The following is a 23,923-nucleotide window of genomic DNA, read 5'->3' on the forward strand; positions in this document are numbered from 1 at the left end:
AGACTATGACGATGAAACGATTTTTCTGCATACCGGTCCTGTTTCTGTTGGCGGCGTGTGCCAACGATCTGGGCAATTACGACTACCGCGACCTCACGGAACCCGACATCACGGGCATCGAGGCGAATATCTCGGTGCTGACCCATGCCCGGCTGCAACTGACGCCCGGCCTGGGCGGCAACGATTTCCCGGACGACCGCTATTCGTTCGAGTGGCGGACGCTCGCCCGGAGCGCCGATGAGACGGTGACGGTGATCGGCACGTCGCGCAACCTGGATTACGAGGTGGCGCTTCCCGCGGGCGCCTATACGCTGTTTTTCAAAGTGACGGAGAATGCCAGCGGCGTCTACTGGCAGCAGAGCTGCGAATTACAGGTGAGCGAGGCCACTTCCGAGGGCTGGATGGTGCTGTGCGCCGACGGTGCGGACGACCGGGCGCGCCTCGACATGGTCTCCACGGTGACGGGAGAGACCTACACCGACCTGCTCAAGAACAACGGCATGCCCCAAATGAAGGGTCCGCGGCGCATCCAGTGGTCGCGGTTCGCCGATGCCGATTCGCCCTACTACCTGCTGACCGATGACGGCGCCACGCGCCTGGGCCGCAACGGCTTCGAGTGGAAGGAAGAGTACCGGCTGGTCTACGAGATGGGCAATTCGGACGATCCGCGTCCGTGGGTGATCAACGACGTCACGGCGTCCAAGATGATGGTGAGCGGTTCGAAAACCTATTTCGCCGAATGCCTGGTGTCGGTCGGCCTGTTCGGACCGATCGGCGACGCGCCGCTGAACGCCGCGCCGGTGATCGGATGCAACATCGTGACGCAGAACATCGCGGTTTTCGCGATGATGATGTACGATCTCGACACGAAGCGGTTCGTCGGCTATGCGCCCAATCTGCGGTCGCCCGACGTGGGCGGATACGCCCCGTTGCAGGAGATGAACGACCTGGTGAAGCTGCTCGGAGAGATGGACAACGGCGGAAGAGTCACCGGCGACGCCTTCGACGAATTCCCCCAAGGGCTGGATTTCGTCTGGATGGAAAATACGAAATACGACCCGAACAGCACCAATATGGGCGTTATCTACACCGTGTTGAGGGACGGGGACCGGTATTGTCTTTACGGAACGCAGCTGGGCGAACTGTGGAGCGTTGTCACCGTCGGGGACTGCACGCAGGCCTTGAGCAAGGCCTATTACGGCGACCTGTCGGGGTGCACGAACATCGCGCGGGCGGAGCATTTCGCATTCAGCTCGCTGAAAAACTACATGTATTACGCCGTGGGCGGGACGGTCTACCGCGTGGACCTCTCGGAAAAGCCCCTGACGGCGACGGCACAGTTCACGCTCGTCGGCGAGACCATCACCTGCCTGAAATTCAATATCTACCGGCAGAGCGCCAACCTCGCCCGCACGTACGACCTGGTGGTGGGCAGCGTGAAGGACGACACGGGCACACTGCGGATTTACGAGGGCTTCAACTCCGACGGCAACTTCCGGGGTGTGGCGCCCGAGGTCCACTCCGGACTGGGACGGATCGTCGACGTGACTTACCGGGAAATGCTGAAATAACAGAAATAAGGATAAACAGAACTGATTATGAAAAACTGGATCTATGCCGCTCTGGCGGCGTTTCTCGCGACGGGGTGCGCCCCGCACGGAGGGTACACCCTTACCGGGGAGGTTCCCGAAGCCTGGGAGGGCAAGCCCGTGGTGCTGTTCACGACCGATACCGGGCAGGCCGAGGCCATCGACAGCACGACGGTGGCGAACGGGAAATTCCGTTTGCAGGGCGTGCTGGACGCGCCCCGCAACTGCCGGGTGGCCGTCTACCTCGATCCCCAAGACCGGACGGACCGCAACCTGACGGTGACTTTCCCGGTGTTTCTGGACAGCACGGCCGTGAACGCCGTGTGCGACGCTGCGAAAGGCGATCCCGTCTTCACCCTCACGGGCGGTGCCACCCAGACCGAGTGGCAGGCTTACCGTGCGGCCCTCGAACCGCTGGCGAAGGAACGCGAACGCGCGTTCGATGAATACATAGCCGCTTTTTACTACCGGGAAGATGGGAAAAAGGGCGTCGAACTGGCCCGCCGGGTCGATGAAAAGGCCGGCCGCATCCGGGATTTCAAGATCGCTTATGTGCGGGAGCACCCCGCTTCGGCGGTCAGCCTCGCCATCGTGCAGGAACTTTGCGACCGCCAGTCGCGGCTGGATAAGGCGCAGATGGAGTCGCTGCTCGGCGCGCTCACCCCGCAGCTCCGCGAGTCCGCGGCCGGGCGGTACACGGAGGCCGGCATTCAGGGCAAGCGGATCGTGGAAGGCCAGCCGCTGCCCGACCTCGAACTGCCGGATGCAGAGGGCATCGTGCGCCGGGTGTCGGATTTCATCCGTCCGGGGCATTACACGCTGGTCGAAATCTGGGCTTCGTGGTGCATGCCTTGCCGGGGCGAGATTCCGTTCGTCCGGAGGGCCTACGAAAAATACCACCGGAAGGGCTTCGACGTGCTTTACGTGTCGATAGACAGCGACGCCGCGAACTGGAAACGGGCGCTTGACGAGGAGAAAATGCCGTGGCCCCAGCTGCTCGACACGGGCCGCACGAGTTTCTCGGCGTATGAAACCACGGCCGTGCCGACCTCGATCCTCGTCGACGGCGAAGGCCGCATCTGCCGGCTCAACGCCCGCGGCGGGTGGCTGGACGGCGTGCTGGAGGAAATTTACGGAAAATAATTAACCGAAACAAATACATGAGAAAGATTCTATTGTTCGTGCTGGGAGCGGCTCTCTGCGCCTGCACATCGAAAAACCCGAACGACATCGTGGTGAATGTCGAGGTGGAGAACATGACCGTCTCCAACGTGGGGCTGCTGATCGACCGCTCGACGTCCTTCATCATTCCGCTGGACAAGCACGGAAAGGGCCGGCTGGTGATTACCGGGCTGGAGAACATCTATCCGCGCGTGATTTACGGACAGGCCGCGCAGTTGATCTTCATCGGCAGGGGCGAGGAGGTGACGCTGCGCTTCGACGGCCGCAAGTTCAAGGACGGCATCCGGGTCGAAGGCCGGAACGTCGAGGCCAACGAGTACCTGCAATCCACGACCCCGTCCGCATTCAACGCCTATGACCTGCCCTGGGAGAAGTTTTGCGCCGAAATCAACCGCCTGGCGGACGATGCCGTGCATCTGATGAAGGCCCGCAAGCTGGAGCAGACGTGTCCCGATTTCGCGAAGGTCGAAGAGGCGCGCCTCCGCTACCTCTACGCACAGCCGATGCTGTTGTACACGATGGGCTACCGGATGATGGGCGATCCCGACTACGTCCCCGGCAAGGAGGTTTACGATGCCGTCGGGAAGATGGTCGTGGAGCGCGAGGAGTTGGCCGACGTGGACGCTTACCGCGATTACATCCATTTTGCGATCCCGATGGTGCTCGAAGGACAAGGTAGCAAATTCGACGGTCCCTATGCCCGTACGGTGGCGACGATGCGCTATGTCGCCGACAATTTCACCAATGAGAAGGTGAAGCAAACCATGCTGCGGCTGCTGGCGATCGAGTACATGCAGAGCAACGGCGTGCGCAATACGGCGGAGTTGCAGAACATCGCGAATACCTACATCACCGACCCGCAGATGCTGCGCGAATACAAGGAGGAACTCGAAAGCCACAACCTGACGGCGATAGGGCGTCCTTCGCCCGATTTCACGGCGACGGACCTCACGGGCAAGAGCTACTCGCTCGCCGACTTCAGGGGCAAATACCTCTATATCGACATGTGGGCGACGTGGTGCGCCCCCTGCAAGGCCGAACTGCCCTATTTCCGCGAACTGGTGAAGAAGTTCGAGGGCAGGAACATCACGTTCCTGGGGCTTTCGGTCGACAAGGACAAGGCCGCCTGGGAGAAGATGGCCGAATCGGGCCAGCTGGCGGGCGTGCAGCTGCTGCTGGGCTCCGGCAGCCAGTTTCAGCGCGACTACGACATCGAAGGCATTCCGCATTTCATCCTGCTCGACAAGGAGGGGAAGATCGTGAACGCCGACATGCTCCGGCCTTCGTCCGAGGACACCGAACGGCTGCTGAACGAACTGGAAGGAATATAGATACCTATTTTTTAACTTTTTAAAACAAAAAGCATTATGAAAAAATTATGGCTTATGTTGCTGATCGGATGCACGGCGGGTGCATTCACAGCCTGCTCGGACGGAGATGACGACCAGAAGCCGTCCTGTCCGATTACGGAATATACGGTTCCCTCCACGGCCGAGATCGGTGGTTTTTATACGGTGACGGGCAAGGGATTCGAGGCTTCGGCGCAGCTCTTCCTGCGCAATGCTTCGGGCACGGAGACCGCTGCCGAAGACCAGACCGTGACGGCTGCGGGGATCGAATGTACGGTTCCGTCGACCCTCACGGCCGGCGTGTACACCGTCGTCGTGAAGCAGAACGGCAGTTGGGAACTGGGACAGGTGCGCCTGGAGACTGCGCAGAACCCGGTGTCGAGTGTCGTGCTGCCCGCTGCGATCAAGCTGAACAAGCCGCTGGAGATCGCCGGTAACGGATTCACCTCGGCTTCGCGCATCTTCCTGGAGACCGCCGATGCCGCCAAGACCCGTACGGAACTGACGGCTGCGCCCTCCTCGACGGGTATCAGCTGCACCATTCCCGACGGCGTTGCGGCAGGCACGTACAACGTGATCCTCAAGCACAACAATATCGACTGGACGCTGGGCGAGAACATTCCCGCTGCGGTGTACAAGCGGCTGAAGGGCATCAGCTATGCGATGTCGCAGACCTGCGATTTCTCCACCGTGGACGGCGGCGTAGAGGCTGTGAAGGCCATGCTGCTGGAGATGGTTGGAGGCGACCAGGCGACAGCGGATGCCTATTTCAATATGCTGTTCAGCGAAGGGACGAACGTCGTCTCGCAGTTGGCGTTCAAATATGGCAGTGACAATCGGGTGACCGCCGTTCAGCAGGGCGAGGGCGCAGATGCCGCCGACTGGTACACGTTCTCCTTCGACGGAGACAAGGTTTCGGCCCGGAACAAAATGTACGAAGAGGGCGAAACCGGTATCCGGGCATTCTCCTGGGTGCTGAACGACGGAAGAGTGGAGAGCAGCAACGTCGACTTCATGCGGACCGTCGGCGGAGAAGTCGTTTCGAGACCAGGTGATTTCACCTGGGCCTATGATGCCGTTAACGGACAGTGCACCGGTGTCGTTTATCAGAGCAATGGCGCCGATTACGCCTCGTTCAGTTTTGAAAACGGAAACTATACGGCGGACGGGATGTTCGAATACGGCGATGCCGGCAAGAAGAACAACATCTTCGGCGTCGATGTGGCGAAAGCCATTGTGGGCGTTACCTCCCAGCTGGATGACGACCATGCTCTGGCTTGTTTCCTGGGTTATGACGGAAAGGTTTCGCTCAACCTGCCCACTTCGACGTTGATCGACGCCATGTCGGAGGAGGATCCCGCCAAGGCGGTTACCTGCATCCAGGACGGCGAGGGTTACGTGACCGCTGCCAAGTGGGGTGGAGAAGGTTTCGATATGATGGGTATAGGAGTCAAGATTACCTCTGAAACGGTATTCGAATTTACCTACGCGGAATAGGCGAAAAGTGCCGATTTCGTTTTACGAGCCGCCCGGATAGCCCGGGCGGCTTTTTTCGCCGCCGTGCGGAGTTTGCGTGTTCTGCAATTTATTTTGCCCGAAGGCTTCGTTTGTTGCGCGCAAATAGTTACTTTTGCAAGTATAATCCAAAAAATCCCGTAACGAAATGGAGAATACCATACAACTTCACGACAAGAAGTTCAGAATCATGATCCCCGCCGAGCAGATCGACAGGGCCGTGGATGCCGTGGCGCAGCGAATCAATGCCGACTATGCCGGCAAGGAGACCCCGTTGTTCCTGGGCATTCTCAACGGTTCGTTCATGTTCATGTCGGACCTGATCAAGAAGATCGAATTCCAGAACGAACTTTCGTTCGTCAAGCTGGCGTCGTACGACGGGATCTGCTCCACGGGCTGCGTGAAGAGCCTGATCGGCCTGAACAATTCGATCGAGGGTCGTCACGTGATCATCGTCGAGGACATCGTGGACACGGGCGAGTCGATCGAGCACATGATCAAGGAACTGGAGGCCCGCAACCCGGCGTCGGTCGAGGTCTGCACGCTTTTTTTCAAACCCGGGTCGTACCGCAAGACGCTGCCGATCAAGTACCGCGCCATGGAGATCGGCAACGAGTTCATCGTGGGTTACGGGCTGGACTACGACCAGCTGGGCCGCAGTCTCAAGGATATTTACGTAGTGACGGAGTGATGGCGGCCGCGACCGATCCCGCATTGCTCGACGGCGGACGCCTGCTGCCGCTGGTCGAGGATTTCTACACCATTCAGGGCGAGGGATTCCACGCCGGGAAACCCGCCTATTTCATCCGTCTCGGCGGGTGCGACGTGGGCTGCCGCTGGTGCGACGCCAAGTATACGTGGAACCCGAAACTCTATCCGCCGACCGATGTGCAGACCGTGATCGACCGTGCGACGTCGTGCCCGGCGCAGGCCATCGTCATCACGGGAGGCGAGCCGCTGCTCTATCCGCTGGGCGTGCTCACGCAGACGCTGCGCGAGAGGGGGTTGCAGATTTTCCTGGAAACATCGGGTTCGCACCCTTTCAGCGGTGTCTTCGACTGGGTGTGTCTGTCGCCCAAGCGCCGGCAGCCGCCCCTGGACGAGGCGTTCGAACGGGCCGACGAACTGAAAGTGATCGTCGAGTCGGAGGCCGATTTCGAATGGGCCGAGCAAAATGCCGCCCGTGTGGGCGGGAAGTGCCTGCTGTTTCTCCAGCCCGAGTGGAGCGTCGCCGAAAAGGTGATGCCCGCGATGGTCGAGTACGCCAAGGCGCATCCGCGGTGGAATATCTCCATTCAGACGCACAAATACATGCATATTCCGTAAATGAAAATTCAGTTCGGCCGCAGGTTCTGGATCGTCGCAACGGCGGTCATCGTCGTCTTCACGGTGTTCGTCGTGGGGCGCAACGCCCTGCACGCCGTGAAGATCAAGCGGCAGATCAACGCCCTGACACGCGAGCAAGCCTATTACGCCGGGAAGATCGCACAGGACAGCACCCTGCTCGAACGGCTGAAATACGACGACTACCTCGAAGAGTACGCCCGGGAGAATTACCACATGCAGGGGCGCGACGAACACGTGTACATTATCAGGGAATAGGTTTTTCCCTTTTCAAAGGGAGATTCGGAGGAATTGTCGATATGAAGTCCGATATCCGAAGGATGGCGTAATATGAATCGGGGAGGGGTTATACAGCCTCTCCCCGATTCATATTAATAGTGCTCGAACCCGTGCCAGTCCAGCGGCTCGGGTTTTCCGTCGCGGAGCCACACGAGGCCCGGTTCGGGGGTGATGCGGCCGATGGGGTGGAGCGGCGTGCCGAAGCGGATGCGGAAATCCGCGGCGAGGCGTTCGGCGGCCTCCGGCGCGGCGGTGAGCAGGAGTTTGTAGTCCTCGCCTGCGCAGGCGGCCATGCGGACATCGGCGCCCGGGGCCGCGGGAATCCGCTCGACGGCGACTTCGGCGCCGACGCCCGAGCGGTCGAGGATATGCCGCAGGTCGGAGGCCAGTCCGTCCGAAAGGTCCATCATGGCGCGCACCTCGGGACGGCTGCCGAGCCAGATGCCTTCGGCGACCTGCGGCTGCGGGTTGCGGTGTACGGCCGCCGCGGGGGTGTCGCAGCGGCCTGCGAGGATGTCCCGCAGGCCAGCGCCCGAGGCCCCGAGCTGTCCGGCGGCGAAAATCACGTCCCCGGGGCGTGCGTCGCTGCGTCGCTTGAGGTGCGCGTCGGCCGCGCGGCCGATGGCCGTGACGTTGATCGTCAGGCCCGACAGCGAGCGGGTCGTGTCGCCTCCGGCGAGCGTCACGCCGAACTCTTCGGACAGTTCCCGGTAGCCGAGCATGAACTCCGCGGCCCACGCATCGGCAGCATCGGCCGGAAGGGCGATCGAGAGCAGCGTCGCCACGGGGCGGGCACCCATTGCGGCCACGTCGCTCAGGTTTACGGCGAGGGATTTTCGCCCCAGTTCCCGGGCCGTGGTGGCGGCACGCAGGAAATGGACACCCTCGGTCAGCAGGTCCGCGGTGAAGACCAGCGATTCGCCTCGGCCGACGGGCAGTACGGCACAGTCGTCGCCGATACCCTCGAACCCGTTGTCGGGAAGCGGGGCGAAAAGGTCTTTTATGCTGTCGATGAATCCGAATTCGGTCATGGAAGAGTTGTGTTATGGCGCAAAGTTACCGATTTTTTCGGTGAATTTGATTATCTTTGTCCGGGAATCGCCCGCTTGGGGCGTTAGGTTAATGTATGAAATGATGAAGATATTGATTCTCAACGGACCGAACCTCAATCTCCAGGGGCGGCGCGACACCGGGGTTTACGGATCGCAGACTTTCGAGTCGTATTTCGAAGCGTTGAAAGCGAGCTATCCGTCGGTGGAGTTCGGCTATTTCCAGTCGAACATCGAAGGCGAGCTGATCGACGCCGTGCAGCAGGCCGACGGCGTTTACGACGGCGTGGTGCTCAATGCCGGCGGGTATACGCATACTTCGGTGGCGCTGCGCGACGCCGTATCGGCCGTGTCGGTTCCCGTCGTCGAGGTGCACATCTCCTCGATCCTCGCACGCGAGGAGTTCCGCCACACCTCGCTGCTGGCGCCCGTGGCCAAAGGCTCGATCATGGGATTCGGGCTGAACTCCTACCGGCTCGGGATAGAAGCCCTGCTGCTTTCGATTTTATAGGGCATCTGCGGCACATTCCTTGTCCGTCCCGAATGGGAAATGCCTTTTGTATGTCCCATCCGTGACGGACTTCACGATGCGCCGCACCCGCTCCTCAAAAATTAAAAAATATTTCTCTCTATGTATCGCATGAAAAAAACCAAGATTGTCGCCACGATGTCGGATTTCCGCTGCACCGAAGAGTTCGTAAAACAGCTTTTCGACGCGGGTATGGACGTTGTGCGCGTCAATTCGGCGCACGTCACCGAGGACGGAGCCACGCATATCGTCGAGACGGTGCACCGGGTGAACCCGGCCATTCCGATCATGATAGATACCAAAGGACCCGAAATCCGCGTCACGACCATCGCCGACGAATACGGTAACAGCATCAATTTCCGCCCGGGAGACCGGGTGGCCGTGCGCGGTTCGGACGGCTCGGACCTCACGACCCGCAAGGTGGTCTACATGAACGTGCCGTCGATCGTGAGCGACATTCCCGTTGGGGCGCGGATGCTGATTGCCGACGGCGAGCTGGAAATCCGCGTCGTGGGCAAGAACGATACGGAGCTGGACTGCGAGTTCGTCGTGGGAGGCGCCATGCGTTCGCGCAAGAGCGTCAACGTGCCGGGCGTGTCGATCGACCTGCCGTCGGTGACCGAGAAGGACCGCCGCTTCATCGAATGGGCCGTGAAGAACGACGTCGATTTCATCGCGCATTCGTTCGTGCGCTCGGCGCGCGACATCCGTGCCGTGCAGGATATTCTCGACGCCCACGGCAGCAATATCAAGATCATCTCGAAGATCGAGAACCAGGAGGGACTGGACAACATCGACGAGATCATCGAGGCTTCGTACGGCATCATGGTCGCCCGCGGCGACCTGGGTGTGGAACTTCCCGCCGAGGTGATTCCCAACACGCAGCGGCGTATCGTCGAGAAGTGTATCTGCGCCAAGCGTCCCGTGATCATCGCCACGCAGATGCTCTATTCGATGGTCAAGTCGCCGCGCCCGACGCGCGCCGAGGTGAGCGACGTGGCCAGCGCCATTTACGAGCGCGTGGATGCCGTGATGCTGAGCGACGAGACCGCCATGGGCGATTTTCCCGTGCAGTCGGTGGAGACGATGGCCCGCATCGCCCGCGAGATCGAACGCGACGAGACGCATTTCAAGCCGATGATCGACATGGACATGGTCTCGGTGAACCACGAGATCACCGCACAGCTGGCCCGTTCGGCCGTGCGCGCTTCGACCAACCTGCCGATCAAATACGTGGTGCTCGACACCAAGACGGGCCGCACGGGCCGTTACCTGGCGGCGTTCCGCGGCCGCAAGACCGTGATGGCCGTCTGCTACCAGCTGCATGCGCAGCGCATCCTGGCCCTGTCGTACGGCGTCGTGCCGATTCTCCGGAACCAGGAACTCGCCGACAAATACCATTTCCTGGTCGATGCGCTGGAGTTTCTCGACCAGTACCGCAAACTCGACGACGGGGACCTGATGGCCATTGTGGGCGGCAGTTTCGGTCCCGACGGCGGTGCGTCGTACGTCGAGATCGCCAACGTGCAGAACATCCGCAAGCGTAACGAGGAGATCGTGGCGCAGCATAACTGTTAGTTTTTTGGGCGGCGAACTCAAAGAGAAAGTCGCGCAGGGCGTGGCGTGGAGCATGGCCGAGAAGATCGGCTCGATGCTCCTCGCAATGGCCGTGCGGCTGGTCATCCTGCGCCTGCTGACGCGCGACATACTGGGCTTCATGTCCATTCCGTCGGCTGTCGTGACGGTGCTGCTGGTGATCGTCGACAGCGGGTTCTCGCAGAGCCTGGTCCGCCACAAAGGGCCTTCGCAAAGCGATTACAAGTCGGTTTTCCTCTTCAATATCGCCGTTTCGGCGTTACTTTATGCGCTGCTGGTGGCGGCGGCGCCCTTCGCGGCGCGCTGGTACGGTATGCCCGAAATCGCGCGGATCGCTCCAGTTTTCTTCCTGCTGCTGCCGCTCAACGCCCTGTGCGCCGTGCAGAATACGATTTTCATCCGGCAGTTCCGTTTCGCGCTGCTCTCGAAGGTGACCTTCCTTTCGTCGCTTGCCGGCGGGCTTGCGGCCATCGCGCTGGCGCTGGCCGGATGGGGCATCTGGAGTCTCGTGACGGAGCGTGTGATCGCGGTCGGCGTGCGGACTGCGCTGCTGTGGTGGTTGAGCGACTGGAGGCCCTGCGGCAAGTGCGGGCTGAAACCCCTGCGCGAGATGGCGCCGTTCGGGTGCAGTCTGATGGTGACGGACCTGATCTCGAATTTCTATAACAAGATACCCCAGTTTTTCCTCGGGAAACTCTATTCGCCCGCGGTGCTCGGATCGTTCGACCAGGCGGTGAAACTCAAGGACATGCCCGCCGCGACGGGTATTCAGGCCGTGCAGAACGTCACGTTTCCGGCGCTGGCGAAGATCCGCGACGACGCTCCGAAGTTCGCCGAGGGTTACCGGCAGGTGGTGATGGTCGTCGCTTACGTGATGTTTCCGATCATGCTGGGGATGTCGGCCGTGGCGCACGACATGTTCGCTGTGCTGCTGGGCGAGGAGTGGATGCCGACGGTTCCCTATTTCGAGGCGGTATGTCTGGCAGGCTTGTTCTCGCCGATCGCTCTGACTGCCTACAACGTGCTGAAGGCCAAGTGTAACGGTCCGCTGATCGTGCGCCTCGAAGTAGTGAAGAAGATCATCATGACGGCGATTTTCGCCGTGACGATCCCGCACAGCGTGATGGCCGTGGTCTGGGGACTGGTGGCCATCGCGTTCTGCGAAATGGCGGTCAACTTCCTGGCGACGACGCGCTTCACCACGCTGACGCTGTGGCGTTTCGTTCGCACGCTGCTGCCCGTGGCGCTGGTGTCGGGGACGATGTATGTCCTTGTGCGGCTCTCGGCTTCGATACTTCCCGGAAGCGATATATTGCGCCTCGTGGCCGAACTGGCGACGGGCGTGGTCAGCTACCTCGTGCTCTCGGCGCTGTTCCGGCTGGAGGCCTTCCGCGAAGTGACGGTCATTATCAAAAAACAGGTTGCCCGGAGATAGGCAACCTGTCTTTTTTCGCCTTCTCCCGTTATTTGTAGACCTTCGGGGTGATGACGCCCCGGAGCACCACCAGCGCGTTGGTGACCAGTGCTTCGAGTTCGTTCTCGCCGGGGTAGACCGTGACGGGTGCGATGAACGAGCAGCGTTCGCGGATGTACTCCACGACAGGCTCGTTGTAGGCGATGCCGCCCGTGAGGACGATGGCCTGGACGCTGCCCGAGAGCGCCGCAGCCATGGCCCCGATCTGCTTCACGACGTTGTAGCACATGGCATCGAGAACCTTCCTGGCCCGCTGGTCGCCCTCGGCGATGCGTTCCATGACCTGAATCACGGAGTTGGTGCCCAGATAGGCCACCAGTCCGCCCTTGCTCGAAATGAATTTCAGCAGTTCCTCCTTCGTGTATTGCCCCGAGAAGCAGATCTTGATCAGTTCGCTCGAAGGGATGCTTCCCGCGCGGTCCGGGGCGAAAGGACCGTCGCCGTCGAGCGCGTTGTTGACGTCGACGATGCGTCCCTGCTTGTGTGCGGCGACCGAAATGCCGCCGCCCATGTGGGCCACGATCAGATTCGATTCCTCGTACACCCAGCCCATCCGTTCGCAATGGAGACGCGCCGTGGCTTTCTGGTTCAGGGCGTGGAAGACCGGCTTGCGCGGGCACATCGGCATGCCCGATATGCGCGCCACGTCGTCCATCTCGTCGACAACCGGCGGGTCGGCGATGTAGGCCTTGACGCCCGCCATGTGGGCGATCTGCGCGGCCAGCAGTCCCCCGAGGTTGCAGGCGTGCTTCATCTGCGCGTTCCGCAGATCGTAGCGCATGCGCGAATTGACCTCGTAGACGCCTGCGGGGATGGGGCGTATCAGTCCGCCCCGGCCGATGACGACCGAGAGGTCCTTGATGTCGAACGCCTGTTCGCGGAGCGCCGAGAGGATCAGGCCGCGGCGCCAGTCCAGCTGGTCGTTCACGCCGGCGAAGCGGGAGATCTCCTCGGTGGAGTGACGGAGGTTCAATTCCAACAAAGGCCGCTCCTCGTCGTAGAGGGCGACCTTTGTAGACGTTGAGCCGGGATTTATTGCTAAAATTTTGTAGCCCATAGGTTCTCGGTTCGTTCGTGTTGGGTTAGGGGTCCGGATGACCGGAGTTTTATTTTTTTACTGCCAGGCAGGCCAGCGCTATCGAGAAGAGCTTGGTCTTGCTCGTGTCGCCGCGCGAGGTGAGTACGCACGGAACCTTCGTGCCCATGACCATCGCTGCCAGTTCGCCGCCGCAGAGGTGCGTGACCGACTTGAAGAAGACGTTGGCCGATTCGAGGTTGGGGAACAGCAGGCAGTCCGGATCGCCGGCCACCGACGAGCCCTTGACCTTCTTGTGCTCGGCGACCTCCTTGTAGAGCGCCACGTCCAGCGACAGCGGACCGTCGACGACGACGTTGCCCAGCTGGCCGCGGTCGGCCATCTTGGCCAGCAGCGCGCCTTCGGTCGAGGAGATCACGTTGGGGAGCAGCTGCTCCGAGGGGGCGATGCAGGCGATTTTCGGCGTCGTGATGCCCAGCAGGTTGGCCGTGCGGGCCAGGTAGCCGATCTGCACCATCTTCTGCTTGAAGTCCGGGAGCGGAATGACCGCCACGTCCGAGATGATCAGCAGTTTGTGGTAGCAGGGCATTTCGACGATCGAAACGTGGCTCAGGACACCCTTCGGGGGGAACAGTCCGGCCTCCTTGTTGAGGATGCCGCGCATGTATTTGTCGGTCGAGACCAGGCCTTTCATCAGAACGTCGGCGTTGCCCGAAACAACCGATGCGACGGCCTGCTGGACGCACTTCACGTCGTTCGGCTCGTCGACGATGTTGAACGCCTTGACGTCGATGTCGTTCTCCTGGCAGACCTGCTTGATAACCTCCTTGTCGCCGAAGAGCGTAGGCTCCACGAGACCCTCCTTATAGGCTTCGTAGACCGCTTCCAGCGTATGCGAATCCTGTCCGTAAGCTACGACAAGACGTTTTTTACCCCGTTTCCTCGCCTCCTCGACGATTTCGGTAAGATGCTGAATCATAATGCTGTTACGTTTAAGAACTGAAATTTGTATGTAGTGATGTCTGTATTGCCCGAAGCGGATGCTATTTCACCAGGTTGTACGTGTCCGTGGCGATCACCAGCTCCTCGTTGGTGGCGATGGTGGCTACCTTGACCTTCGAGTCCGGAGCCGAGAGGATCTTGTTAACCCCGCGTGCGCCCTTGTTGGCGGCAGGGTCGAATTTCACGCCCATGAACTCCAGCCCGGTGCAGACCGCCTCGCGCATTTCGCACGAATTCTCGCCCACGCCGCCCGTGAAGATGATCATGTCGACGCCGCCCATCTCGGCGGCATATTCGCCGATGAACTTCTTGATGCGCCCGTAGTACATATCGCGCGCCAGAATTGCGCGGGGATTGCCTTCGTCGTAGGCGCGGTCGATGTCGCGCATGTCGCTCGAAATGTCCGTGAGGCCTTGTACGCCCGATTTCTTGTTCATCATGTCGTTCAGCTCGGCATAGCTCATGCCCTCCTTTTCGCCGATGAACGTGATGGCGCTGGCGTCCACCTGGCCGCAGCGCGTGCCCATCACCAGGCCGTCGAGCGGCGAGAAACCCATCGAGGTGTCGTAGGACTTGCCGTTGAGGATGGCCGTCACCGAGCCGCCGTTGCCGATGTGGCAGGTGATGATCCGCGAGTTGTGGAAATCAAGTCCGGCCAGTTCGGCGCCCGCCTTGGCCACGTACTTGTGGCTGGTGCCGTGGAAGCCGTACTTGCGCACGCGGTATTTCTCGTAATAGGCGTGGGGTAGGGCGTACATGTAATTCACCGCCGGGATCGACTGGTGGAACGAGGTGTCGAACACCGTGACCTGCTTCACGCCCGGCAGGACCTTCTCGATCGACAGCACGCCTTCGAGGTTGGCGGGGTTGTGCAGCGGGGCGATCTCGAACAGCGAGCGGATCTTCGCCTTCGCGTCCTCGGTGACGATGCAGCTCTCGGGGAAGAACTCGCCGCCGTGGGCTACGCGGTGGCCGACGGCCTTCACCTCCTCGAGCGACGCGATCACGCCGTGGACGGGGTCGGTGAGGGCGTCGAGCACGAGCTTGATGCCGGTCGTGTGGTCGGGAATCGGCCGGTGAAGCTCGAACGGCTCCTTGCCGACGGGTTTATGGGTCAGGTCGCCTTCCGGGAGGCCGATACGTTCCACGATGCCTTTTGCGAGCAGTTTGCTCGACGCGTCCTCCATGTCGATCACCTGATACTTGATCGACGAGGAGCCGCAGTTCAATACCAAAATTACCATAAGTGCTATTATAAGTTATATGTCTTTATATCATTTCTCGCTTTCGGCTGGCGTTGTCGCCGCCTTCGGCGTCGTTTGCAAGTCTGACCCCACCCGGCTAAAAGCCGGGATTTCGGCGCGATACAAAGTTACTGCGCTCTGACCCTGTTCTGCGCTCCCATTCCTAAAAGCCGTTTCTTAAACGGCCCTCGGGAGGGGCTTGTCGCGGCGCGACCGGGGTTTCGTCCGGGGTGTCTGCCGGAATTACAGCCGGTCTGCGGGCGGAAGCGCAATACCGGGTCGGAACCGTTCCTGCCTGCCGTCGCCCCTAAAACCGGCTTCTTAAGCCGGCTATCCACATGCCCAGCGCCGCGAAGGCGATGCAGACCACGACGCTCAAGGCGATATAAACCGCTGCGGAACCATAGTCCCCGGTACGGAGCAGCCGCACGGCGTCGGCCGAAAAGGTCGAGAAGGTGGTGAAGCCTCCGCAGAATCCTGCGATGAGCAACCATCCTGCCGCAGCCGAATTCGTGGTCTCCAGCAACATGCCGATCAACAGCGATCCCGCGGCGTTGACCGTGAACGTTCCGGCCGGAAAACCCAGCAGCGTGTGCCCTCCGAGCAGCCAGACGGAAAGCGCATAACGGACGATGCTTCCCGCGGCGCCTCCCAGGCCCACGGCCAAAAGTTCACGAATCATAATTTAAATATATGTATTATTTTACGGATGTGCAAATTTAAGCAAAAAATGATTACGAATCGTTCAATTTTTTGCCGAAATGAGTGGAAAATTTGTTACATATGACGCCTGGGGCGCTTTTGCACCGGCCGGCCGGTGCATACGGCGTTTCTCCTGCCGGAAGGGGCGTCGGGGAACGCAGCGGCGTACGGCAACTCCGATGCGCCTTCGCGGGGACGATTCGGGAACGCGGTGAATGCCGCGGAAACGGCGTGCGGCAGCGGGGCAGTCATGGCTCTCTGACCTGCCCGCTGCCTGAAATCACGTATTTGTAGGTCGTGAGCTCGGGCAGCCCCATCGGGCCGCGGGCATGGAGTTTCTGGGTCGAGATGCCGACCTCGGCGCCGAAGCCGAACTGGCCGCCGTCGGTGAAGGCCGTCGAGACGTTGACGTAGACGCATGCCGCATCGACCCGCCGGGTGAACTCCCGGGCCGTTTCGGCGTTCTCGGTGACGATGGCTTCGCTGTGGCGCGAGGAGTAGCGGGCGATATGCGCGAGGGCTTCGTCAAGGGAGCCGACGGTCCGCACGGCCAGCTTGTAGTCGAGGAATTCGGTCCCGAAGTGCTCTTCCGCGGCGGGGCGGAGCAGGCATGCGGGGTAGCGGCCTTCGAGCGCGGCATACGCCTCTGCGTCGGCGTAGATCGTGACCCGTTCGGCGGCCATCGGGTCGCACAGTTCCGCGAGGTCCCGGAGGCGTCCGCGGTGGACGATCAGGCAGTCGAGGGCGTTGCAGACGCTGACGCGCCGCGTCTTGGCGTTGCAGACCACGGCGCGGCCTTTTGTCAGGTCGCCGTCGAGGTCGAAGTAGGTGTGGACGATGCCTGCCCCGGTTTCGATGACCGGGATGCGGGCGTTTTCGCGCACGAAGCGGATCAGCCCCGCTCCGCCGCGCGGGATCACAACGTCGACGTAACCCACGGCGTTCAGCAGCGCTCCGGCGGCCTCGTGGCCCGCGGGCAGCAGGGTGAAGGCCGCCGGGTCGATGCCCTCGCTGCGGAGCGCCTCACGGAGCAGGGCGGCGATGGCTTCGTTGGAGCGGCGGGCGTCGCTGCCGCCCTTCAGCACGCAGGCGTTGCCCGTCTTGAGGCACAAAGAGAAAATATCGGCCGTGACGTTGGGGCGCGCCTCGCAGATCATGCCCACCACGCCGAACGGCACGCGGACCTTGCGGAGGGTCATGCCGTTGGGACGGGTCCACTGGGCGATCGTCTCGCCCTGCGGCGAGGGCAGTCCGGCGACAGACTCCATGTCGGCGGCGATCGAGGCGATGCGTTCCGCCGTCAGCCGCAGGCGGTCGCGCATGGGCGAATCGGCATCCATCGCCTCCAGGTCGAGGGCATTGGCCGCAAGCACTTTTTCGGTGTTTTCCCGCAGCAGGGCGGCGGCTTTCGCGACGGTGCGGCCCAATCGCCCGGCGTCGGCAAGGGCCAGTTCGTTTCCCGCACGCCGGGCGGCGGCGAAGATCGTATCGTATTCCATTTTTTATTCCAGATATAGGTAATCGCAGTGAATCAGCGGTTTGAGTCCTTTGCGGCCGAGGTTGCGGCGCGCCGTCGCACTGTCGCACGAGATGCGGCCCACGCCCAGCTGGACGCCTTCGGGTGAGAGGATGCGCACGATGTCGTCGCGCTCGAAATCCCCTTCGACGGCCGTGACGCCCACGGCGAGGATGCTTGCGGCCTTGCTCTGCGAGACGGCCGCGGCGGCCCCGGCGTCGAGGTGCAGGGCGCCCTTGGCGAAGCCTTCGCTGCTGGCGATCCACTTCTTGACCCCTGAAGCCGGGCGGGGGGCCGCCTCGAAACGCGTGCACACGACATCGCGGTCCGTGAGGACCAGATCCGTCAGGATATTGTCGCGGCGGCCGTTGGCGATCACGACCTCGATGCCCTCGCCCGCCACGCGCGACGAGATGCGGCTCTTGGTCGTCATGCCCCCGCGGCCGCGCGAAGAGCGCGCCGTGTCGATGTACTGCGAAAGGTCGCGCCCCGGGGCGACGCGGCGGATGACCTGCGACGCAGGGTCCGAAGGGGAGCCGTCGTAGATGCCGTCGATATTGCTTAAAATGATGAGCGCCTCGGCTCCCATCATCGCCGCCACGAGGCCCGAAAGTTCGTCGTTGTCGGTGAACATCAGCTCCGTGACCGAAATCGTGTCGTTCTCGTTGACGATCGGGACGACACCCGCCGAGAGCATCGCCTCCATGCAGTTGCGCTGGTTGAGGTACTGCCGCCGCGTGGAAAGGCTCTCCTTGGTGGTGAGCACCTGTCCGCAGGCTATGCCGTATTCGTTGAAGAGGTCGTAGTAGCGGTTCAGCAGTTTCACCTGCCCGACGGCCGAGAAGAGCTGGCGGGCCGAGACGGTGTCGATGCGTCCGACGCGGGTTTCGAGCAGGCTGCGGCCCGAGGCCACGGCGCCCGACGAAACGAGGATGAACTCCGTGCCGGCCCGGTGCAGGCGCGCCAGCTGGTCCACGAGCGCCGAGATGCGCGTGGTGTCGGGCCGCCCGTCCTCGCGGGTGAGCACATTGCTGCCGATCTTGACGACGATGCGGCGGTATTTCCGGGAATGTTCCATATGTTTTCCTAACTGACCCAATCTGTCTTCATGCCCGATTCTCTTTTCAGGCGGGGTCGTATTTGTAGCCCACGCCTTTCACGGTCACGATGCGCTCGTCGCCGATCTTCTGGCGCAGCTTGCGGATGTGCACGTCGATCGTGCGGTCGCCCACGACGACCTCCGTGCCCCATATCTTGGCGTAGATCTCCTCGCGGGGAATCAGCTTCCCGGGCGACGAGTAGAGCAGGTCCAGCAGCGCGAACTCCTTGCGCGGGAGGGTGATCTCCTGCCCGTCGCGGATCACCGTGTAACGCTCGCGGTCGACCGTGAGTCCCGGGGCCGGGGCCTTCTCGGGGGCTTTGTCGGCGTCGATGCGCTTGAGGATCGCCTGCACGCGGCTCACCAGCAGCTTCATCTTGATCGGTTTGGTCAGGTAGTCGTCGGCCCCCACGCCGAACCCTGCCAGCTGCTGTCCCTCCTCGCCCAGCGCCGAGAGGAAAACCACCATCGTATCCTTCAGCACGGGGTTCCGGCGGATCGCGCGGCAGGTCTGCGCTCCGTCCATCACCGGCATCATCATGTCCAGCAGGATCAGGTGCGGACGGCATTCGGCGGCCACTTTCAGCGCCTCGGAGCCGTTTTCGGCCGTGAAGACTTCGTAACCCTCGCGTACGAGGTTGTAACGGACGAATTCGAGGATGTCGACCTCGTCGTCGACCAGCAGGATACGGTGGCTCATGGTGTCGGTTTTCGGTCAGGCGGCCCGCGGGGCCGTGCGTGCGTAATTTTTGCGAAGATAATGATTTTCCGGTAAATATTCAATAAATTGTCGTACCTTTGACCTTTCAACTATTCATATATGATCAACGAAGCTGATTTCAGCACTTTAGGCTTGAGCGAGGAGATGCTCGCGGCCGTCCATGCAAAAGGGTTCGAAACCCCCACCTCCATCCAACGACTTACGATTCCCCGCCTGCTCTCGGGAGAGAACGACATCATCGCGCAATCCCAGACCGGCACGGGCAAAACGGCGGCTTTCGGGCTGCCGATACTCCAGCAGATCGAGCCTTCGAAAGAGGGCGTGCAGTCCATCATCCTCGTCCCGACGCGCGAACTGGCCGTGCAGGCCGCCGAGGAACTTTTGAGCTACAACCGCGAGCGGCGGCTCTCGATCACGGCCATCTACGGAGGGGCCGCGATGAGCGAGCAGCTGCGCCGTCTGTCGCGGGGCGTCGACATCGTCGTCGGCACGCCGGGGCGCGTGCTGGACCACATCCGCCGCGGGACGCTCAAATTGGACAAGGTCCGTTTCCTGGTTCTGGACGAAGCCGACGAGATGCTTAACATGGGCTTCGTCGAGGATGTCGAGGAGATCATGAGCCACACGGGCGAAGACCGCCGCGTGCTGCTCTTTTCGGCCACGATGCCCGAGCGGATCATCCGCCTGTCGGAGGCCTACATGCGCGATACGGAGGTCCTGCGCGTGGAGTCGCAGCACCTGATGACCGACCTGACGAACCAGATCTATTTCGAGGTGCGCGAGGCCGACAAGTTCGACGCCATGACGCGCATCATCGACATCGAACCGGACTTTTACGGCATCGTCTTCTGCCGCACGAAGATCGGCGTGGACGAAGTGGCGACGCGCCTGGTGGCACAGGGCTATTCGGCCGAGGGGCTGCACGGCGACGTGTCGCAGGCCCAGCGCGAGAAGATTCTCCGCAAGTTCCGCGACAGGGCGGTCAACATCCTGGTGGCGACCGACGTGGCCGCGCGGGGTATCGACGTGTCGAACCTCTCGCACGTGATCAACTACTCGCTGCCGCAGGATTCGGAGAGCTACGTCCACCGCATCGGCCGTACGGGCCGCGCCGGCAATCAGGGCACGGCCATCACTTTCATTTCGGGCGCCGAACTGCGCCGTTTCAACTGGATGATGCGCGACATCAAGGCCGACATCAAGCGCGAGACGCTGCCTTCGCCGCAGGACATCGTGGCGATGAAGCGCGCCAAGATCAAGGACGACCTGCAGGAGATCGTGGCCAATGAGAGCTACGGCGATTACGCCGATATCGCGGCCGAACTGCTCGAAGCCTATGCGCCCGACGTGGCGCTGGGGGCCTTGCTGCGGCTGGCCTTCCGCAGCGAACTGGACCAGAGCAATTACCCCGAAATCCGTTCGTTCTCGGTCGACCGCAAGGGCAAGGCGCGGCTGTTCCTGGCCCTCGGGGGCCGCGACGGCTACACGGCCCGCAGGATCGTGGACATGCTCAAGCGTAAATGCGGATTGCGGGACAAGAATATCGACGACGTGCGCGTTTTCGAGAACTATTCGCTGGTGAGCGTGCCGTTCAGCGACGCCGAGGCGGTCGTGGGGCAGCTCAACGCCTCGGGAGGCCGTCGCCGCATCGCCAAGATCGACGGTTCCGACGCGGAGAACGGCGGCGGAAAGCGGTGCCGTCCGGCTGCCGAGGAGCGTAACGGCGGCGAGGGCGGGTCCGGGAACGAATCCGCCGGAGCGTTCCGTCCCGAGAGGCGGAGCCGGAAGACGGCCGGGCAGCCGGAAGGCGCGGAGGAGTTCCGCCCCGAAAAGCGGTCGCGCAGGAAAACCGCCGAAGCCGCTCCCGGCGATGCCGGAGAGCAGCCCGCGACGCGGAGCCGGAAAAAGGCGGAAAACGACTGGAGCGCGCCTCCGGCAGGCGGCAACGACGGGTTCGACTGGGAGGCTTTCCAGCGTTACGACGATGCCGCGGCATGGGAGAAGCCCAGGCGCGGCGGCGGGACCAGGAGCGTACGCCGCAGCGGCCGCCCCGTCACCACGGGCCGTCAGGCAGCGCCCAAACGCATTGCCGCAAAGGGCCGCAAGCGCTGATCCGAGGGGGACGAGTGCGGCTTCAGGGGGCTGCAAACGCGGCTCCAGGGGCCGGGACAGACCGGAAAACCGCGCCGTCGTGCCGGGATGCCGCGATTTCGTGCTTCCGGAGGGCGGCGTTGTTGCATGTTTTGACGAAATCTTTTCGGCGTTCCGCATAAAATGGTTATATTTGCGAGATTTATATGCTCCCGCACATGCGGGAACCAAAAACGTGTACTGAAATGGCTACTGAAAAACCGACACTTCCTGCTCCCGAGGAGCAAGTCAGCCCTGCGGCTGAAGATGCGCAAGCGAATCCTGCCGTGACTGCCCGAGTCCCTGAACCCGAAATGCCCGCCGCCGAGCCGGCCGCGGAGAAGCCCGCCGCTGCGGAAGAAGCCGCTGCGGAGGTTGCGCAAACACCCGCGGAAATGCCCGTGGAGCCCGTCGTGACGGAAGAACCCGCCGCCGAAGCGCCTGCCGGGGTTGCGGAAACTCCTGCCGGGGCTGTCGAAGCGCCCGCCGCCGAAGCCGAAGCGTCCGCCGATACGGAGCAGCCCGCCGCCGAAGCGCCTGTCGAGGAGCTTGCCGCGGAGGAAATTTCCGGGGAGGAGGTTGCGCCGCGCGCCAAACGTGTGCGGATCAAGCCTGCCGCCGAGCCGGCGGCTGCGGAATCGGAGGAGGAAGCGCCCCGGGAGGTGCGGGTGGACTTTGCCGATGAGGAGGCTGCGCTCGCGGCGCAGAACGCCGGGCTGGAGATCGAGGGCGCGACGCCCGAGGAGGAGGCCGCGGAGGAACTTGCCGCGCAGACGCCCGAGGAGGACAAGTTCGCCGGGAAAGGCAAGGAGGAGTTGGTGGCCCTGTTCGCCCGGATGCTCGAAGAGCAGCCCGTGCAGTCGATCCGCCGGGATGTGGAGGCGCTGAAGATCGCCTTCTACCGCATCCGCCGCGCCGAGGTCGAGGCTGCACGCCGCCGGTTCATCGAGGAGGGCGGCGCCGAGGAGGATTTCGCTCCTTCGGTGGACGGCGCCGAGATTCAGCTCAAGGAGCTGTTCAAGGAGTATCGCCACCGCCGCGACGCGTTCATCGCCAATCTCGAAGCCGAGAAGGAGGCGAATCTCAAGATCAAGCAGGCGATCATCGAGGAGCTGAAGGAGCTGGTCAATTCGGACGAGACGCTCAACCATACGTTCAACAAGTTCCGCGAGTTGCAGCAGCGCTGGAAGGATACCGGCATCGTGCCGCAGCAGTATGTCAAGGATTTGTGGGAGACCTATAACCTGCATGTCGAGAATTTTTACAGCTTTATCAAGATCAACAAGGAGCTGCGCGACCTCGACCTGAAGAAGAACTACGAGCAGAAGCTGGCCCTCTGCGAGCAGGCCGAGGCGCTGGTGCTGGAGCCTTCCGTCGTCGAGGCGTTCCACAAACTGCAAAAGCTCCACGACGAGTGGCGCGAGACGGGGCCTGTCGCCAACGAATACAAGGAGACGCTCTGGGAGCGTTTCAAGGCCGCGTCGAGCCGCATCAACAAACAGCATCAGGAGCATTTCGAGACGCTGAAGGGCGAGCAGGTGAAGAACCTCGAGCTTAAGACCGGGCTGTGCGTCGCCACGGAGGAACTTTCGTCCCAGCCGCTCACCACCCGCAAGGAGTGGAACCGCGCGAGCGACCGTCTGCTGGAGATTCAGAAGACCTGGAAGACCATCGGTTTCGCGCCGAAGAAAGATAACAACCGCATCTACGAACGTTTCCGCACGGCGTGCGACCGTTTCTTCGAGGCCAAGCGGCAGTTCTATGCCGGGATGAAGGCCGAAATGGAGCACAACCTCCAGCAGAAAACCGAAATCTGTGAGGCTGCCGAGTCGCTGATGAACAGCGAGGAGTGGAAGAAGGCTACCGACGAACTGATCGCTCTGCAAGCCCGCTGGAAGCAGATCGGGGCCGTCTCGCGGCGCCATTCCGACGCTATCTGGAAGCGTTTCCGCGCCGCCTGCGACAAGTTCTTCGAGCGCAAGGCGTCGCACTTCGCGAGCGTCGACGGCGAGCACGAGGAAAATTTACAGAAGAAACTCGCCCTGCTGGCCGAGATGGCCGAGGCCGATGTGAAGGCCGGGGGCTACGAGGTGATCCGCGAGTTCCAGCGCCGCTGGGGCGAGATCGGCTTCGTGCCCATCAAGCAGAAGGACGCCATCCAGAAAAAGTACAAGGCCGCGGTGGACGAACTGTTCAACACGCTGCGCGGTTCGGAGCGCGACCGTTCGATGGGCCGCTTCCGCGAGAAGGTTTCGTCGTTCAAGGCGTCGGGCGACCGCCGTCTGCGCTCGGAACGCGAACGCCTCTACAACAAGGTGCGCCAGCTGGAGCAGGAGATCGGACTGCTGGAGAACAACATCGGCTTCTTCGCCAAGTCGAAGAACGCCGAGGCGCTGGTGGCCGACGTGCGTGCGAAGATCGAGCGCGCCCGCGAGGAGATGGCCTCGACGATCGAGAAGGTGAAGCTGATCGACAGACAGGATCAGGAGGAAAATAACAATGCCTGACGATCGGGTCGCCCTGCTGCTCCGGACGCCGGCCCACGGCGTTCCGCCGTGTATACAGGT

20 protein-coding genes are annotated in these 23,923 nt (G+C 61.9%); 12 read left to right on the top strand and 8 right to left on the bottom strand.

Annotated features, from left to right (window positions below; translation table 11 throughout):
* The first annotated feature begins 11 nt into the window (after positions 1-11).
* The 7 genes from ACGHP5_RS12575 (at position 12) to ACGHP5_RS12605 (ending at position 7,237) form a co-directional block, all read left to right on the top strand.
* Positions 12-1,571: a PKD-like family lipoprotein gene (locus ACGHP5_RS12575; RefSeq protein ID WP_290533629.1), complete on the top strand. Its 1,560-nt coding sequence runs from the start codon at positions 12-14 to the stop codon at positions 1,569-1,571.
* Between the two features lie 27 nt (positions 1,572-1,598).
* Positions 1,599-2,732, top strand: a complete 1,134-nt coding sequence (locus tag ACGHP5_RS12580; protein ID WP_390567071.1) for a redoxin family protein — start codon at positions 1,599-1,601, stop codon at positions 2,730-2,732.
* Between the two features lie 17 nt (positions 2,733-2,749).
* Positions 2,750-4,102 (top strand): TlpA disulfide reductase family protein, encoded by a 1,353-nt coding sequence (locus ACGHP5_RS12585; protein WP_295902251.1) that lies wholly within the window; start codon positions 2,750-2,752, stop codon positions 4,100-4,102.
* 36 nt (positions 4,103-4,138) lie between these two features.
* A complete protein-coding gene (locus ACGHP5_RS12590) occupies positions 4,139-5,617 on the top strand; it encodes an IPT/TIG domain-containing protein (RefSeq protein WP_390567073.1) in 1,479 nt (492 codons plus the stop codon).
* Positions 5,618-5,783: 166 nt separating this feature from the next.
* The gene (hpt, locus tag ACGHP5_RS12595; protein WP_390567074.1) at positions 5,784-6,326 is read left to right on the top strand and encodes a hypoxanthine phosphoribosyltransferase; all 543 of its coding nucleotides are present in this window, start codon (positions 5,784-5,786) and stop codon (positions 6,324-6,326) included.
* On the top strand, positions 6,326-6,961 hold the full coding sequence (locus ACGHP5_RS12600) for a 7-carboxy-7-deazaguanine synthase QueE (protein WP_295902258.1): 636 nt from the start codon (positions 6,326-6,328) through the stop codon (positions 6,959-6,961). Before hpt ends, ACGHP5_RS12600 begins: the two co-directional genes overlap by 1 nt.
* Positions 6,962-7,237 carry a septum formation initiator family protein gene (locus tag ACGHP5_RS12605; protein WP_290533623.1) on the top strand — a complete coding sequence of 92 codons (276 nt, stop codon included), beginning with the start codon at positions 6,962-6,964 and terminating at the stop codon, positions 7,235-7,237.
* Between the two features lie 113 nt (positions 7,238-7,350).
* Here the strand turns inward: ACGHP5_RS12605 and thiL are convergent, their stop codons facing one another.
* Entirely contained in the window at positions 7,351-8,289 is a 939-nt protein-coding gene (gene thiL / locus ACGHP5_RS12610) for a thiamine-phosphate kinase (RefSeq protein ID WP_390567076.1), read from the bottom strand.
* Between the two features lie 103 nt (positions 8,290-8,392).
* On the opposite strand from thiL, the gene aroQ reads away from it, so the two are divergent.
* The 3 genes from aroQ to ACGHP5_RS12625 all read left to right on the top strand — a co-directional run bounded on the left by aroQ (position 8,393) and on the right by ACGHP5_RS12625 (position 11,867).
* Complete coding sequence (gene aroQ, locus ACGHP5_RS12615; protein ID WP_290533621.1) at positions 8,393-8,818, top strand: type II 3-dehydroquinate dehydratase; 426 nt, start codon at positions 8,393-8,395, stop codon at positions 8,816-8,818.
* A gap of 120 nt (positions 8,819-8,938) precedes the next feature.
* The gene (gene pyk, locus ACGHP5_RS12620; protein WP_290533620.1) at positions 8,939-10,414 is read left to right on the top strand and encodes a pyruvate kinase; all 1,476 of its coding nucleotides are present in this window, start codon (positions 8,939-8,941) and stop codon (positions 10,412-10,414) included.
* 4 nt (positions 10,415-10,418) lie between these two features.
* Entirely contained in the window at positions 10,419-11,867 is a 1,449-nt protein-coding gene (locus tag ACGHP5_RS12625; protein WP_390567078.1) for a lipopolysaccharide biosynthesis protein, read from the top strand.
* A 28-nt stretch (positions 11,868-11,895) separates the two neighbouring features.
* Here ACGHP5_RS12625 and buk read toward each other — a convergent pair whose 3' ends face one another.
* From buk to ACGHP5_RS12660, 7 genes are all read right to left on the bottom strand, one after another.
* Positions 11,896-12,963 carry a butyrate kinase gene (gene buk / locus ACGHP5_RS12630; RefSeq protein ID WP_290533618.1) on the bottom strand — a complete coding sequence of 356 codons (1,068 nt, stop codon included), beginning with the start codon at positions 12,961-12,963 and terminating at the stop codon, positions 11,896-11,898.
* A 49-nt stretch (positions 12,964-13,012) separates the two neighbouring features.
* Positions 13,013-13,921, bottom strand: coding sequence for a phosphate acyltransferase (locus ACGHP5_RS12635; RefSeq protein ID WP_290533617.1), 909 nt, complete (start codon positions 13,919-13,921; stop codon positions 13,013-13,015).
* A gap of 64 nt (positions 13,922-13,985) precedes the next feature.
* Positions 13,986-15,188, bottom strand: coding sequence for an acetate/propionate family kinase (locus ACGHP5_RS12640; protein WP_290533616.1), 1,203 nt, complete (start codon positions 15,186-15,188; stop codon positions 13,986-13,988).
* Positions 15,189-15,495: 307 nt separating this feature from the next.
* Positions 15,496-15,870, bottom strand: a complete 375-nt coding sequence (gene crcB / locus ACGHP5_RS12645; protein ID WP_290533615.1) for a fluoride efflux transporter CrcB — start codon at positions 15,868-15,870, stop codon at positions 15,496-15,498.
* Positions 15,871-16,138: 268 nt separating this feature from the next.
* Positions 16,139-17,389, bottom strand: coding sequence for a glutamate-5-semialdehyde dehydrogenase (locus tag ACGHP5_RS12650; protein ID WP_337772581.1), 1,251 nt, complete (start codon positions 17,387-17,389; stop codon positions 16,139-16,141).
* 3 nt (positions 17,390-17,392) lie between these two features.
* Complete coding sequence (gene proB / locus ACGHP5_RS12655) at positions 17,393-18,484, bottom strand: glutamate 5-kinase (protein ID WP_290533613.1); 1,092 nt, start codon at positions 18,482-18,484, stop codon at positions 17,393-17,395.
* Between the two features lie 46 nt (positions 18,485-18,530).
* Positions 18,531-19,205: a response regulator transcription factor gene (locus ACGHP5_RS12660; RefSeq protein ID WP_290533612.1), complete on the bottom strand. Its 675-nt coding sequence runs from the start codon at positions 19,203-19,205 to the stop codon at positions 18,531-18,533.
* Positions 19,206-19,325: 120 nt separating this feature from the next.
* On the opposite strand from ACGHP5_RS12660, the gene ACGHP5_RS12665 reads away from it, so the two are divergent.
* A complete protein-coding gene (locus ACGHP5_RS12665) occupies positions 19,326-21,338 on the top strand; it encodes a DEAD/DEAH box helicase (protein ID WP_390567082.1) in 2,013 nt (670 codons plus the stop codon).
* Positions 21,339-21,562: 224 nt separating this feature from the next.
* On the top strand, positions 21,563-23,863 hold the full coding sequence (locus ACGHP5_RS12670) for a DUF349 domain-containing protein (RefSeq protein WP_390567084.1): 2,301 nt from the start codon (positions 21,563-21,565) through the stop codon (positions 23,861-23,863).
* The last annotated feature ends 60 nt before the right edge of the window (positions 23,864-23,923 follow it).

The sequence above is a fragment of the Alistipes sp. i18-0019-D1 genome (assembly GCF_042852885.1).
Taxonomy (GTDB): domain Bacteria; phylum Bacteroidota; class Bacteroidia; order Bacteroidales; family Rikenellaceae; genus Alistipes.